Genomic DNA, 12269 nt, shown 5'->3' with positions numbered 1-12269 from the left:
TATATCGTTGTCGTATCGCGAGAGGTCAGAGAGAGCTCTCAGAAGGTGGTGCAGAACATGGGGCACATGCACGGTCGCGGTCCCTGGGGCCGCGGTGACTTCCCGAACTTCGGCGCCCTGTTCGGCGGCGGGCCGGGCCCCTTCGGCCCGCCCGGCGGGTTCGGGCACGGGCCCGGTCCGCGCCCGCCGTGGGCGCGCGGGCGCGGCGGGCCGTGGGGCCGGGGCGCCAAGGCGCGCAAGGGGAACGTCCGGGCGGCGATCCTCGTGCTGCTGGCCGAGGAGCCGCGCAACGGCTACCAGATCATCCAGGAGATCAACGAGCGCAGCGACGGGGCCTGGAAGCCGAGCCCCGGCGCGGTCTACCCGGCGCTGCAGCAGCTCGCGGACGAGGGGCTGATCGTCGGCGACGAGGCCGGCGGCCGCCGCACCTTCCACCTCACCGACGAGGGCCGCGCCCACGTCGAGGAGAACGCCGACCGGCTCGCCGAGCCGTGGGCGGAGATGACGCCCGAGTTCGGCGAGGGCGTCCCCGAGCTGTTCAAGCAGGCCGCGCAGACGGGCGCCGCGGTGATGCAGATCGTCCACTCCGGCTCGCCGGAGCAGGTCGCCCAGGCCAAGGACGTCCTGTCGGAGACCCGGCGCAGCCTGTACCGCATCCTGGCCGACGACCTCGGCGACCCGGGGCCGACGGCCGACGACACCGAGGAGTGATCATGGCCCGGCACGACGAGACGGCCATGCACGACGCGCTCCGCATCGGCGACGCCGAGCGGGACGCCGTCATGGTCGCCCTGCACGACCACTTCGCCGAGGGCAGGCTCGACCGCGCCGAGCTCGACGAGCGGCTGGAGGCCGTGCTGAGCGCCAGAACGCGCGGCGACCTGCGCGCCATCGTCCGGGACCTGCCGTCCCCGACGGGGCTGCCCGAACCCCGGAGGGAAGCGCCGTGGGAGCCCGGGCACGCGTGGGAGCCGGGCATGGCGGTCATGTTCGGCGGCCCGGGGCACCCCGCCTGGCACCGCCATCAGCGGCATATGGCCCGCCGCCAGCACCACATGGCCCGCCGCCACCGGCCCGGGCCGCTCTTCCCGGCGTTCCCGGTCGTGTTCGCGGTGTTCCTGGTGCTCGCCTTCACCGCCGGGCCGGGCACGGGCCTCCTCGTCGCCCTGCAGATCGCCCTGGCCGTCTGGATCCTCCGCGCGGTCCTGATGGCCTTCGGCATCCGCCGATCCCGCCGCCACGCCCCGGGCTCCTGACCCGGGACGGCTCAGCCCAGGCCGGCGTCCCGGGCCAGGAGGCCGGCCTGGGTGCGGTTGGCGCACCCGAGCTTGTCCAGCAGCCGGGAGACGTGGCCCTTGACGGTGGCCTCGCTGAGGTGGAGGCGTCCCGCGATCTGCGCGTTGGACAGGCCCTCGCCGAGGCAGGCCAGCACCTGCGTCTCCCGCCCGGTGAGCCCGCCGACGAGGGCGCGCGTCCGGTCGCGGCCGGACGCGCGGGCATCGGCCGTGCCGAGCAGCCGCATCGTCGCGGCGGCCGACATGACCGTGTGCCCGTCGGCGGCGACCCGGACGAGCTTCACGAGGTCCTCGGGCGGCGTCGACTTCAGCAGGAACCCCGCCGCGCCCGCCCGCAGCGCCCGGATGACGTACTCGTCGGCGTCGAACGTGGTCAGCGCGACGACCACGGGCGGCGAGCGCAGCGCGGCGATCCGCTCGATCGCGGCGAGGCCGTCCACGCCCGGCATCCGCAGGTCCATGAGCACGACGTGCGGCCGGTACCGGACGACGGCCTCGACGCCCGCCGCCCCGTCGTGCGCCTCCCCCACCACCCGGACGTCGTCCGCCGCGCCGAGGATCGTGCGCAGGTGCGCGCACACCATCGGCTCGTCGTCGACCAGCAGCACCGTGATCACGGGACGGGCCCGGCGAGTGGGAGGTAGGCGGGAAGGGACGCCTCGACGCGGAACCCGCCCAGGTGGGGCCCGGCCGCGAACGTCCCGCCGAGCAGCTCGACGCGCTCGCGGAGCCCCGCCAGGCCCGTCCCGGATCCGCTGGCGGCCAGCTCGGCGTCCGGTTCGCGGGACGGGGCGGCGTTGCGGACGGTCAGGGTCACCCCGTCCGTCCGGTAGCGGACGTCCACCCGGACGGCGGCGCCCGGCGCGTGCTTGCGGGCGTTCGTCAGCGCCTCCTGGACGATCCGGTACGCGGTGCGCCCGACGGCGGGCGAGGCGGACGGCGGGTCGCCGTGCTCGGCCAGCTCGACGGGGACGCCGACCGCCGCCGAGTCGGCGACCAGCGCGGACAGGTCGGGCAGCGGCGCGGACGAGGGGACGGGCGCCTCCCCGGGGTCGCGGCGCAGCAGGCCGATCACGTCGCGCAGCTCCTCCAGGGCCTGGCACCCGGTGCCGCGCAGCTCCTCGGCGGCCGCGCGGGTCGGCTCGTCCCGCGCCCGGACGCGCAGCGCCCCCGCCTGCAGCACCATCAGCGTCACCCGGTGCGCGACGACGTCGTGCATCTCGGCGGCGAGGCGGGCGCGCTCCTCGGCGCGGGCGCGCTCGGCCAGCAGGTGCCGTTCCCGCTCGGCCCGCTCCGCCCGCTCGGTCAGGCCCTGCAGGACGCGGCGCCGCGCGGCGGCGTACAGGCCGAGGAGCGCCCCGCCGACCACTACGGCGACGCTGCGGAAGACGATCCCCTCGACGCTCCCGGTGTCCTGCGCGGGTATCGAGCGCAGGGACGCCTCGGGCAGGACGTCCTGGAGGCGGACGATCGGAACGAGCATCGCGGCGACCGGCAGGGCGCGGAGCCAGGCGGGGCGGGCCGCGTCGCGGGGGAACGCCATCACCGCGTAGGCGGCGAGCGGCGCGGTCGGCGGCCACCAGGGCACGGGGGCGAGCGCGTGGTCGGCGTCCACCCTCAGCAGCGCGCCGGGGGCGATCAGCTCCACGACCCACACCAGGCCGGCGAATCCGGCGGTGAGCCAGGCGACGGTCATCGGCAGGCGCCGCCGGAGCATCAGCGCGGCGGCGGGCGCCATGAGAAGCGCGGCCGACGCGCCGCCGTACGGGCGGACGATCCCCGCCGGGTCCGTGGCGACGCTCACGCAGAGCGCCGCCCCGGCCAGCACCGCCACCGTGTCCGCGACGCGGTCGCGGCGCCGTCCGGGCGGCAGGAGCCGTGCCAGGACGGGACGCGGTGAGGGCAGGCGGACCCGTCCCCGCCGCGGGCGGCCGTCCTCCCGCTCCCCGCGGTCCGCTGCGCTCATGCCCATACCGTACGCACCCCCGCCCGGCCCGCCACCCCTACGAAAGTCGCGTCCTGCGGGCCTTTCGCATGGCCCGGACCCGACGATCCGCGCTCCCGCCGGGACTGCCCGCCCGGCTGGAATCGGCCGCATGACGGTCAGAGGCGTTCTCCGCGGACGGCGGCTCCCCCACGCACCCCGGCTCACCAGGCTCGTGTTGCGGGGCCTCGTCGCGCACCGGGCCCGGCTGCTGCCGTCGACGGCCGCGGTCGTCGCCGGCGTCGCGTTCGTCGCGGGGACGCTGGTCTTCTCCGCGACGCTGGACCGCTCGTTCGACCGCGCCTTCGCCGACCTCGGCGGCGGGACAGACGTGATCGTCCGTTCGCGGCGGGCGTTCGAGCCGGGGCCGGGCGAGCAGGCGCCGCAGCGTCCGGTTCCGGCGTCGCTGCTGGCGGCCGTCCGGCGCGTGGACGGCGTCGGGAAGGCGCACGGGGTCGTCAGCGGCTTCGCCGCCGTCGTGGACCGGCGGGGCAGGATCGCGGGCGGCGAACCGCAGACCGGAGTCGCGTGGGACGGCGACCGGGACCTGTCCCTGCCCCGCCTCGTCTCCGGGAGCCCCCCGGCGGCGCCGGACGAGGTCGCGGTCGACGTCGCGACCGCCCGCGAGGCCCGCTACCGGCTCGGCGACCGCGTCACGGTGGCGCTGCTCTCCGGCACCCGGACGTTCCGGCTGGCGGGCCTGTTCGAGGTCGGCGACTCCGGGCTCGGCGGCGCGGTCTCGATGACGGCGTTCGCGCCCGGAACGGCGGAGCGGCTGCTGTCCGAGCGGCCGGGGACGTACGCGCGGATCGTGGTGCACGCCGAGGCCGGGGTCTCGCAGGAGCGGCTCCGGGACGCGGTGGCGGCGGCCCTCCCTCCCGGGGTCGAGGCGGTCACCGGGCGGAAGGCCGTCGCCGAGCAGGCCGGGGCCGTCAAGCCGATCCTCACCGCGATGCGGACGTTCCTCCTGGTCTTCGCCGCGATCGCGGTCTTCGTCGGCTCCTTCGTCATCTTCAACACCTTCGCGATGCTGGTGAGCGGGCGGGTCAGGGAGCTGGCGCTGCTGCGGGCGGTCGGCGCGTCGCGCGGTCAGGTGACCGGGGCGGTGCTCGGCGAGGCGGCCGGGGTCGGGCTCGCGGGCTCCACGCTGGGCCTCGCCGCGGGCGCGGGCGTCGCGGCGGGGCTCGCCCGGCTCCTGGCGGCCCTCACCGGCGGTGAGGAGCTGCCGTTCGGGCCCTTGGCGCTGCCCGCGTCCGCGGTCATCACGTCCTACGCGGTGGGGACGCTGGTGACGCTCGCGGCCGCGCTCGTCCCGGCGCGGCGCGCGTCCAGGATCCCGCCCGTCGCCGCCCTGCGCGAGGCGGCAACGGACGGGACCCGCCCGCTGCGGCGGCGTGCGCTCGGCGGCGCGGCCCTGTGCGCGGCGGGCGCGGGGCTGATCGCGGGCGGCTTCGCGGCGGCCGGGGACACCGCGCTCACGTTGACCGGGGCGGGCGCCATGGCCGTCCTCACCGGGGTGGTCGCGGTCTCGCCGGCGCTGAGCCGTCCCGCGGTCCGCGTCCTGGCGTGGCCGTTCGCGCGGTGGGGCGGCGGCACGGGGCGGATGGGCGGCCGGAACGCCCTGCGCGAGCCCCGGCAGACCGCCGCGACGGCGTCCGCGCTGACGATCGGGCTGGCGCTGATCGCGGCGGTGTCGGTGGTCGTCCAGTCGATGGCGGCCTCGGTGGACCGGCGGCTCGACGCGAGCCTCACCGCCGACTACCAGGTCGAGGGCCGGAGCGAGGTCACGCCGGTGCCGGCGGGCGCGGCCCACGCCGTGGCGGCGGTGCCCGGCGTGCGGACGGCCGTCACGATCCGCACGGCCCGGCTCAGGCTGGCCGGTTCCGTCCCGACCGGCGCGGCCGGATCGCCCGGCGAGCTGCTGAGCCACTTCCGGCTCCCGCTCTGGGAAGGGTCCGCTCGGCTCCGCGGGGACGAGCTGCTAGTCGGCAGCACCCTCGCCCGGGCGCACGGGTGGAAGGCCGGCACGACGATCGAAGGCCAATACCAGGACGGGACGAAGCGGACGTTCCGCGTCGCGGGCGTCTACGCGGACCGCCCTGCCCTCACCCCCACCGCACCCGCCCTGATCGTCGATTGGGCCGGCTACCGGAAGCACGACTCGCAGGCCCCCGTCGACCGCATCGAGATCAACGTCGGGACGGCGGACCGCGCCGCTCTGGAGCGGGCGCTCGCCCCATGGCCCAACCTGGAACTCAAGGACCGCGCGCAGGTCGAGCACGACGCCGCCGGGGGGATCGACCTGTTCCTCCGGCTCGTCCTCGGCCTGCTGGTGCTGTCGGTCCTGATCGCGGCGCTCGGCATCGTCAACACGCTCGCCCTGGCGGTGACGCAGCGGACGCGCGAGATCGGCACGCTCCGGGCCCTCGGCATGCAGCGCCGCCAGCTCCGCCGGATGATCCGCTACGAGGCGGTCGTCGTCTCCCTCTTCGGCGCGCTGCTCGGCGTCGGCACGGGAGCCCTGCTCGGGATCGCCCTGCAGCACGCGCTCGCCGGCGGTGACAGCGGCATGGAGGTGCTCGCCGTCCCCTACGCGCGGCTGGCGACGTGCGTCGGAGCGGCCGCGGTCATCGGCGTCGCCGCCGCCGTCTGGCCTGCCCGCCGCGCCGCGCGGATGGACGTCCTGGAGGCGATCGCCGCCGAGTGACTCAGGGGTCAGGCGGCTGCCAGGGCGCAGGGGGCGGGGACGGCTTCGTGGAGGGCGTGCAGGGCGCGCGCGATCAGGGGGTGGGAGCGGCTGCCGCGGCGCACGCAGGTCAGCACGCGGCGCTTCGGGACGCCGTCCCCGGCCAGCGGCACCCGCACGACCTCCTGGCCCGCCGGATCGCCGGCCAGCCGCGGCACGAGGGACACCCCCAGCCCGTTGGCGACCAGCGCCCAGATGACCGACCAGGTCGTCGCGTTGTGCGCGATCCGCGGAGTGAACCCGGCCGCGGCGCAGTAGGCCATGACCTGCTGGTGGTGGACGCAGCCGTGGACGCTGATCCACGGCTCGCCCGCCGCGTCCTCCAGCCGGACGCCGTCGCGGAGCGCGAGCGGGTGCCCCGCCGGGACGATGAGGTCGAGCGCCTCCTCCAGGAGCGGTTCCCGGTCGAAGCGCGGATCGCCGGGCGGCGGCGCGCCGGGCGTCGGCTCGATCACCGCGATGTCGGTCTCCCCCGCGGCGAGCAGCCCGACGGCCTCGTCGGTGTCGCACTCGCGAACCTCGATCGTGAGATCCGGGTCCTCCCGCAGCAGGGCGCCGGCGGCGGGCGCGACGAGCCCGGAGACCGCCGTGGTGAACCCGCACATCCGCAGCGGCCCGACCTCACCGGCGCGGTGCGACGCCAGGTCGGCGAGGGCCTCCTCCCACCGGGCGAGGAGGCCGTCGGCGTGCCCGATCAGCAGGTGCGCGGCCGGCGTGAGCCGCACCTTGCGGCCCTGCGGCTCCAGCAGCGGGACCCTCAGCTCCCGCGCCAGCTCGCGGAGGTGGTGGGAGACCGCCGACGGCGTCAGGTGCATCGCCTCCGCCGCGGACGTGACCGTCCCGTACTGGTGGACGAGCCTCAGCATGTGCAGCCTGCGCAGGTCGATCATGCAACCATCTTGCACGATTCCCTAAGGAAATCTGAAATAGACGGCAACGTTGGAACGGTCGCAGACTGCTGGCATGAGCGAACACACCACTCTCGTGTCCCGGCACATCACCAGCGACGGCGTCGTCACGTGGACGCGCTGCGCCTGCGGGCGGCTGCGGATGGACCTCGTCCCCACCGGCGGCGGCCAGGGGCTCGCCGCCGGGCCGTGCCCGCACCGCGCGGTCAGCCCTCGTCGAGCGTGAGTTCGTAGTGGAGCGTCCGGTACCGCTTCAGCTTGTGGGCCAGCGGCACCGCGAGGCCCTGCAGGAGGGGGTGCTTGCGGGCCAGCAGCCTGCGGATCGGCCGCGCCTCCTCCTCGGTGAGCAGGCGGACGCGGCCGTGCGCCGCCGGGCCGGTGGCCTCGCCCCGGAGGGTGCTCGGCGCGATCTCCACCTCCGGGTTGCGCGCCAGCCGCTTCGCCTTGAACGCCTTGTCGTAGGTGCGGAAGTAGGCGCGGTCGCCGCGGACGACGACGCTCACAGGCGTCCCGACCGGCGTCCCGTCCCTGCGGTAGCTCGTCAGCAGGACGGTGCGCTGCTTCCTCAGAGTCTCAAGCGTCGATTTCGTGTCCATACCCGGGAGACGTGAGGCCCGGCGCCCGATGTGACATCACCGCGAGCGGAGGGCCGCCGCCTCGGAGGCGAGCTTGCGGACGCGGTCCCAGTCGCCGTCGCGGATGGCGTCCGCGGGGGTGAGCCAGGAGCCGCCGACGCATCCGACGTTCCCGAGCGCGAGGTAGTCGGCCGCGTTCCGCAGGCCGACCCCGCCCGTGGGGCAGAACCGGATCTGCGGCAGCGGCCCGCCGAGCGCCTTCAGGTAGGCGGCGCCGCCCGCCGCCTCGGCCGGGAAGAACTTCATCGCCGTGATCCCGCCCTCCAGCAGCGCGATCGCCTCGGAGGCGGTCGCGACGCCCGGCAGGAACGGCAGCCCGGTCGCGACCATCGCCGCCTGGAGGCGGGGCGTGCAGCCGGGGCTGACCAGGAACCGCGCCCCGGCGGCGGCCGAGCGCTCGGCGTCCTCGGGGCGCACGACCGTCCCCGCCCCCACCACCGCGTCCGGGACCTCGGCGGCGATCCGCGTGATCGCCGCCAGCGCGGACGGCGTGCGCAGCGTCACCTCGATCACCGGGAGGCCGCCCTCGACCAGGGCGCGGGCCAGCGGGACGGCGGCCTCCTCGTCGTCCAGCACCACGACGGGAATGACGGGCGCGAGGTCGAACAGGTCTTCAGCGATCATGCGGGCTCCAGGTGGGGCAGGCTCTGCGCGAGCCGGACGGCGGCGCCGACCAGGGCCGGGCCGGGATGGACGATGAGCGAGGTCGGGATGGCGCGCATGTAGTCCTCGACGGGGGGCTTCCCCTCGAAACGGGCACGGAACGCGCTGCCCTGCAGCACGTCCACGATCCGCGGCAGGATGCCCCCGCCGAGGAAGACGCCGCCCCGGGCGCCGAGCGTGAGGGCGACGTTGCCCGCGAGCGACCCCAGCAGCGCGCAGAACATCTCCACGGCCTCGCGGTTCAGCGGGTCGTCCAGGTCCTCGCTGATCTGCCGCGGGGTCAGGTCGCGCGCCGGCGCGCCGTCGATCGCGGCGAGGTAGCGGCGGAGGCGGGCGAGACCCGCCCCCGACAGCAGGAACTCCGCGGTGGCCGAGCCCTTCTCGGCGCGCAGCAGCCGCGCCGCCGCCGTCTCCCGGTCGGTGGCGGCCGGGACGTCGACCTGGCCGCCCTCACCCGGCAGCGGCACCCAGCCCGACGGCGTCGGAACGAGCCCGGCGACGCCGAGGCCCGTGCCCGGCCCGACCACGGCCAGCGGCGCGCCGGTGTCCGCGGTTCCCGCCCCGACGGGGACCAGGTCGTCCTCGCCGAGGCGGGGCAGGGCCAGGGCGAGCGCCTCGAAGTCGTTGATGACCTCCAGGTGCGCCATGCCGAGGTGGGCGCGCACCGCCTCCGGGCTGCCCTTGGGCCAGCCCGCGTTGGTGAGGTGGAAGGTGCCGTTCGTGACGGGCCCCGCCACCGCCAGGCACGCGGCCGCAGGACGCACGCCGACCATGTCGAGGTAGGCGGCCGCGGCCTCCGCCAGGCCCGGATGGTCGCGGGTCGGCAGCGACCTGACCTCGGACGGGACGCCGTCCGGACCGTCTACCAGCGCGAACCGCGCGTTCGTCCCGCCAACATCCGCGACCAGCCAAGTCATGAGAGCACCCCGGCCCCGCGCTCGGCCGGGCCCACGGCATGGCGGAACACCTGGAACAGTTCCCGTCCCGTGCCGTAGGTCTGGTCGGGCGGCGGCGCGGCGGCCTCGCGGGCGGCGAACTCCTCGTCGGGGACGAGGACCTCCAGCACCCCGGCGTCCGCGTCGAGCCGGACGACGTCGCCGTCGCGGACGCGGGCGAGCGGCCCGCCCGCCGCGGCCTCCGGCGACACGTGGATCGCGGCGGGCACCGCCCCTGAGGCGCCCGACATGCGACCGTCCGTCACCAGCGCGACGCGGTGCCCACGGTCCTGGAGCACCGACAGCGGCGGGGTGAGCCGGTGCAGTTCCGGCATCCCGTTGGCGCGCGGGCCCTGGTTGCGGACGACCGCCACCACGTCCCGGTCCAGCTCGCCGGCGGCGAACGCCTCCTGGAGGGCCTCCTGCGAGTCGAACACGCGGGCGGGGGCCTCGATGGCGCGGTGCTCCGGCCGGACCGCCGACACCTTGACGACCGCCCGCCCCAGGTTGCCGCGCACCGTGTGCAGGCCGCCGTGCGAGTCGAACGGCTCGGCGACCGGGCGCAGCACCTCGGTGTCGCCGGACTCTCCGACCGCCGCGCGCCATTCGACCTTGCCGCCGACGAGCTCGGGAACGTTCCGGTACGCCGCGAGGGTGTCGCCCCCGACCGTCCTCGCGTCCTCGTGCAGGAGCCCCGCGTCGATCAGCTCGCCGATGAGGAACGCGGTGCCGCCCGCCGCGTGGAAGTGGTTCACGTCGGCGGTCCCGTTGGGGTAGAGGCGGGTGAGCAGCGGCGTGACCTTGGACAGCTCGTCGAAGTCGTCCCAGGTCAGCTCGATGCCCGCCGCGGCGGCCATCGCCACCAGGTGCAGCGTGTGGTTGGTGGAGCCGCCGGTCGCGAGCAGCGCCACGACCCCGTTGACGAACGCGCGCTCGTCGAGCAGCTCCCCGATCGGGGTGTAGCCGTCGCCGAGGTCCGTGAGCTTGAGGACGCGCCTGCCGGCCGCCTCGGTCAGGGCCTCGCGCAGCTTCGTCCCGGGCGGGACGAAGCTGGCCCCCGGCAGGTGCAGCCCCATGACCTCCATGAGCAGCTGGTTGGAGTTGGCCGTCCCGTAGAAGGTGCAGGTGCCGGGCGAGTGGTAGGACGCGGCCTCGGCGGCGAGCAGCTGCTCGCGGCCGATCTCCCCCGCCGCGAACCGCTTGCGGACCTTCGCCTTCTCGCCGTTCGGCAGCCCCGACGCCATCGGCCCGGCGGGCACCAGGAGCACCGGCAGGTGCCCGAACGACAGCGCCCCGATCACCAGCCCCGGGACGATCTTGTCGCAGACGCCGAGCAGCAGCGCGCCGTCGAACATGTCGTGCGACAGCGCCACGGCCGTCGCCATCGCCACCACGTCCCGGCTGAACAGCGACAGCTCCATGCCGGCGCGGCCCTGGGTGATGCCGTCGCACATGGCGGGGACGCCCCCGGCGAACTGCGCCGTCCCGCCCCCCGCGCGGATCGCCGCCTTCAGGACGTCCGGGTAGTCCTGGAGCGGCTGGTGCGCGGACAGCATGTCGTTGTACGCCGACACGATCGCGATGTTGGGCGTCACGTCGCCGCGCAGCCACAGCTTGTCCTGGACGCCGCAGGCCGCGAAGCCGTGCGCGAGGTTCGCGCACCCCATCCCGCCGCGCACCGGGCCCTCCGACCGGGCGGCCCGGATCCGGTCCAGGTAGGCGCCGCGGGATCCGGCGCTCCGCTCGACGACGCGCCGGGTCACTGCCGCCAGCACGGGATGCACAGCCATCAGAAGCTCCAAGCCCAGGGGGATCGCTGGATCACCAAGGTAGCGAGACATAGGTCACCCGTTCAACAGGACTTATGAACTTTGAATGACAAAAGTCTGGAAGTTCTCCCAACTGGACGTACCGAAGCCCTGACTGCTTGACTGACCGGATGCCCCGCCCCGTCACCCGTCCGGCCACCGGCGGCGACATGCTGCGCCTGATCCGCGAGGACGGCGTCGCCACCCGCGCCGAGCTGGGCCGCCTCACCGGGCTGTCCCGTCCCGCCGTGGCGTCCCGCGTCGCGGCGCTGATCTCGCGCGGGCTGGTCGTCGAGCGCGCCGACGGGCCGTCCACCGGCGGGCGCCCCCCGGCCCGGCTGGAGTTCAACGCCGCGGGCGGCGCCGTCCTCGTCGCGAACCTCGGCCAGTCCCGCGGCCAGCTCGCCGTGTGCGACCTCGCCGGCACGGTCCTGGCCCGCGCCGACGGGCCCCCGGCGGAGACGACCCCGGGCAAGACGCTTCCGCGCCTGTTCGACCAGTGGGCGTCGCTCCTCGACGCGTCCGGCACCGACCCGTCGACCGTCCGCGGCGTCGGCCTCGGCGTGCCCGACGCCGTCGAGCACGTCGCCGGGCGCTGGGACGCGGTCGAGATCGGCGCGCCGGTCGCCGAGCGCTTCGGCGTCCCCGCCTACCTCGACAACGAGGTCAACGCCGCCGCCCTCGGCGAGCACCAGGCCCATCCGGGCGTCGGCGACCTGCTGTTCGTCAAGGTCTCGACCGGGATCGGCGCGGGCATCATCGCGGGCGGCCGTATCCAGCGCGGCGCGCTCGGCGCGGCCGGGGAGATCGGGCACGTCCCCGTCCCGTTCCCCGGCGAGGCGCCCTGCCGCTGCGGCAACGTGAACTGCGTCGAGGCCGTCGCCGGCGGGACCGCCCTGCTGGCCCGCTCCCCCGCCGACGACCTGCCCGCCCTGGCGGCCCTCGCCCGGGCCGGCGACCCCGCGACCGTCGCCCTGCTGCGCGACGCCGGCCGCCGCATCGGCGAGGTCGTGGCCACCGCCGTCAACCTGCTCAACCCCGCGGTCGTCGTCCTCGGCGGCGACCTCGCGGGCGCCGACGAGCCGCTGATCGCCGGCCTGCGAGAGATCGTCTACCGGCGCTCCACGGCGCTGGCGACCCGGGACCTGCGGATCGAGCCGAGCCGCCTGGGCGAGGGCGCGGGCCTGGCCGGCTGCGCCGCCATGGTGCTGGACAACATCCTCTCCCCCGGCGCCGTGGACGCGGCCGCCGCCGGCGCCTGAGAGGCGGGAACCGCAGGCGAGAGCGCGGCCGCC

Annotated in this window: 12 protein-coding genes; 5 read left to right on the top strand and 7 right to left on the bottom strand. The window is 76.1% G+C overall.

What is annotated here, in order from left to right; translation table 11 throughout:
* Positions 1-66: 66 nt before the first annotated feature.
* Positions 67-711 (top strand): PadR family transcriptional regulator, encoded by a 645-nt coding sequence (locus ABWI07_RS30180; protein ID WP_353820597.1) that lies wholly within the window; start codon positions 67-69, stop codon positions 709-711.
* Between the two features lie 2 nt (positions 712-713).
* Positions 714-1256, top strand: coding sequence for a DUF1707 SHOCT-like domain-containing protein (locus ABWI07_RS30175; RefSeq protein WP_353820596.1), 543 nt, complete (start codon positions 714-716; stop codon positions 1254-1256).
* A gap of 11 nt (positions 1257-1267) precedes the next feature.
* Here ABWI07_RS30175 and ABWI07_RS30170 read toward each other — a convergent pair whose 3' ends face one another.
* Both ABWI07_RS30170 and ABWI07_RS30165 read right to left on the bottom strand, forming a co-directional pair.
* Entirely contained in the window at positions 1268-1912 is a 645-nt protein-coding gene (locus tag ABWI07_RS30170) for a response regulator (RefSeq protein ID WP_353820595.1), read from the bottom strand.
* Positions 1909-3261, bottom strand: a complete 1353-nt coding sequence (locus ABWI07_RS30165) for a sensor histidine kinase (protein ID WP_353820594.1) — start codon at positions 3259-3261, stop codon at positions 1909-1911. The genes ABWI07_RS30170 and ABWI07_RS30165 overlap by 4 nt, the downstream gene beginning before the upstream one ends.
* Positions 3262-3391: 130 nt before the next feature.
* Between ABWI07_RS30165 and ABWI07_RS30160 the strand changes: the two genes are divergently transcribed.
* Positions 3392-5986 (top strand): ABC transporter permease, encoded by a 2595-nt coding sequence (locus tag ABWI07_RS30160; protein WP_353820593.1) that lies wholly within the window; start codon positions 3392-3394, stop codon positions 5984-5986.
* An 8-nt stretch (positions 5987-5994) separates the two neighbouring features.
* On the opposite strand, the gene ABWI07_RS30155 is transcribed toward ABWI07_RS30160, so the two are convergent.
* The gene (locus ABWI07_RS30155) at positions 5995-6915 is read right to left on the bottom strand and encodes a LysR family transcriptional regulator (RefSeq protein WP_353820592.1); all 921 of its coding nucleotides are present in this window, start codon (positions 6913-6915) and stop codon (positions 5995-5997) included.
* A 73-nt stretch (positions 6916-6988) separates the two neighbouring features.
* Between ABWI07_RS30155 and ABWI07_RS30150 the strand changes: the two genes are divergently transcribed.
* On the top strand, positions 6989-7159 hold the full coding sequence (locus ABWI07_RS30150; protein ID WP_200842446.1) for a hypothetical protein: 171 nt from the start codon (positions 6989-6991) through the stop codon (positions 7157-7159).
* Here ABWI07_RS30150 and ABWI07_RS30145 read toward each other — a convergent pair.
* The 4 genes from ABWI07_RS30145 to edd are packed head-to-tail and all read right to left on the bottom strand — an operon-like array spanning position 7140 to position 10956.
* On the bottom strand, positions 7140-7529 hold the full coding sequence (locus tag ABWI07_RS30145) for a PPOX class F420-dependent oxidoreductase (RefSeq protein ID WP_353820591.1): 390 nt from the start codon (positions 7527-7529) through the stop codon (positions 7140-7142). The two genes, ABWI07_RS30150 and ABWI07_RS30145, sit on opposite strands and share 20 nt — an antisense overlap.
* A 36-nt stretch (positions 7530-7565) precedes the next feature.
* Positions 7566-8192 carry a bifunctional 4-hydroxy-2-oxoglutarate aldolase/2-dehydro-3-deoxy-phosphogluconate aldolase gene (gene eda, locus ABWI07_RS30140; RefSeq protein ID WP_149264814.1) on the bottom strand — a complete coding sequence of 209 codons (627 nt, stop codon included), beginning with the start codon at positions 8190-8192 and terminating at the stop codon, positions 7566-7568.
* Positions 8189-9148: a glucokinase gene (gene glk / locus ABWI07_RS30135; protein WP_353820589.1), complete on the bottom strand. Its 960-nt coding sequence runs from the start codon at positions 9146-9148 to the stop codon at positions 8189-8191. The genes eda and glk overlap by 4 nt, the downstream gene beginning before the upstream one ends.
* Positions 9145-10956 carry a phosphogluconate dehydratase gene (gene edd / locus ABWI07_RS30130; protein WP_353820588.1) on the bottom strand — a complete coding sequence of 604 codons (1812 nt, stop codon included), beginning with the start codon at positions 10954-10956 and terminating at the stop codon, positions 9145-9147. The genes glk and edd overlap by 4 nt, the downstream gene beginning before the upstream one ends.
* Before the next feature lie 149 nt (positions 10957-11105).
* Between edd and ABWI07_RS30125 the strand changes: the two genes are divergently transcribed.
* Entirely contained in the window at positions 11106-12236 is a 1131-nt protein-coding gene (locus ABWI07_RS30125) for an ROK family transcriptional regulator (RefSeq protein WP_149264811.1), read from the top strand.
* Positions 12237-12269 lie beyond the last annotated feature (33 nt).

The organism is Actinomadura sp. NPDC000600 (genome assembly GCF_040492135.1).
Classification (GTDB): domain Bacteria; phylum Actinomycetota; class Actinomycetes; order Streptosporangiales; family Streptosporangiaceae; genus Spirillospora.
This window is presented reverse-complemented; position numbering and strand designations above follow the sequence as displayed.

Excerpts from the sequence above, each read along its gene's own strand:
- ABWI07_RS30180 (WP_353820597.1), top strand. The coding sequence starts at position 67 with ATGCACGGTCGCGGTCCCTGGGGCCGCGGTGACTTCCCGAACTTCGGC.
- ABWI07_RS30175 (WP_353820596.1), top strand. The coding sequence starts at position 714 with ATGGCCCGGCACGACGAGACGGCCATGCACGACGCGCTCCGCATCGGC.
- ABWI07_RS30165 (WP_353820594.1), bottom strand. The coding sequence starts at position 3,261 with ATGAGCGCAGCGGACCGCGGGGAGCGGGAGGACGGCCGCCCGCGGCGG.
- ABWI07_RS30160 (WP_353820593.1), top strand. The coding sequence starts at position 3,392 with ATGACGGTCAGAGGCGTTCTCCGCGGACGGCGGCTCCCCCACGCACCC.
- ABWI07_RS30155 (WP_353820592.1), bottom strand. The coding sequence starts at position 6,915 with ATGATCGACCTGCGCAGGCTGCACATGCTGAGGCTCGTCCACCAGTAC.
- ABWI07_RS30150 (WP_200842446.1), top strand. The coding sequence starts at position 6,989 with ATGAGCGAACACACCACTCTCGTGTCCCGGCACATCACCAGCGACGGC.
- ABWI07_RS30145 (WP_353820591.1), bottom strand. The coding sequence starts at position 7,529 with ATGGACACGAAATCGACGCTTGAGACTCTGAGGAAGCAGCGCACCGTC.
- eda (WP_149264814.1), bottom strand. The coding sequence starts at position 8,192 with ATGATCGCTGAAGACCTGTTCGACCTCGCGCCCGTCATTCCCGTCGTG.
- glk (WP_353820589.1), bottom strand. The coding sequence starts at position 9,148 with ATGACTTGGCTGGTCGCGGATGTTGGCGGGACGAACGCGCGGTTCGCG.
- edd (WP_353820588.1), bottom strand. The coding sequence starts at position 10,956 with ATGGCTGTGCATCCCGTGCTGGCGGCAGTGACCCGGCGCGTCGTCGAG.
- ABWI07_RS30125 (WP_149264811.1), top strand. The coding sequence starts at position 11,106 with ATGCCCCGCCCCGTCACCCGTCCGGCCACCGGCGGCGACATGCTGCGC.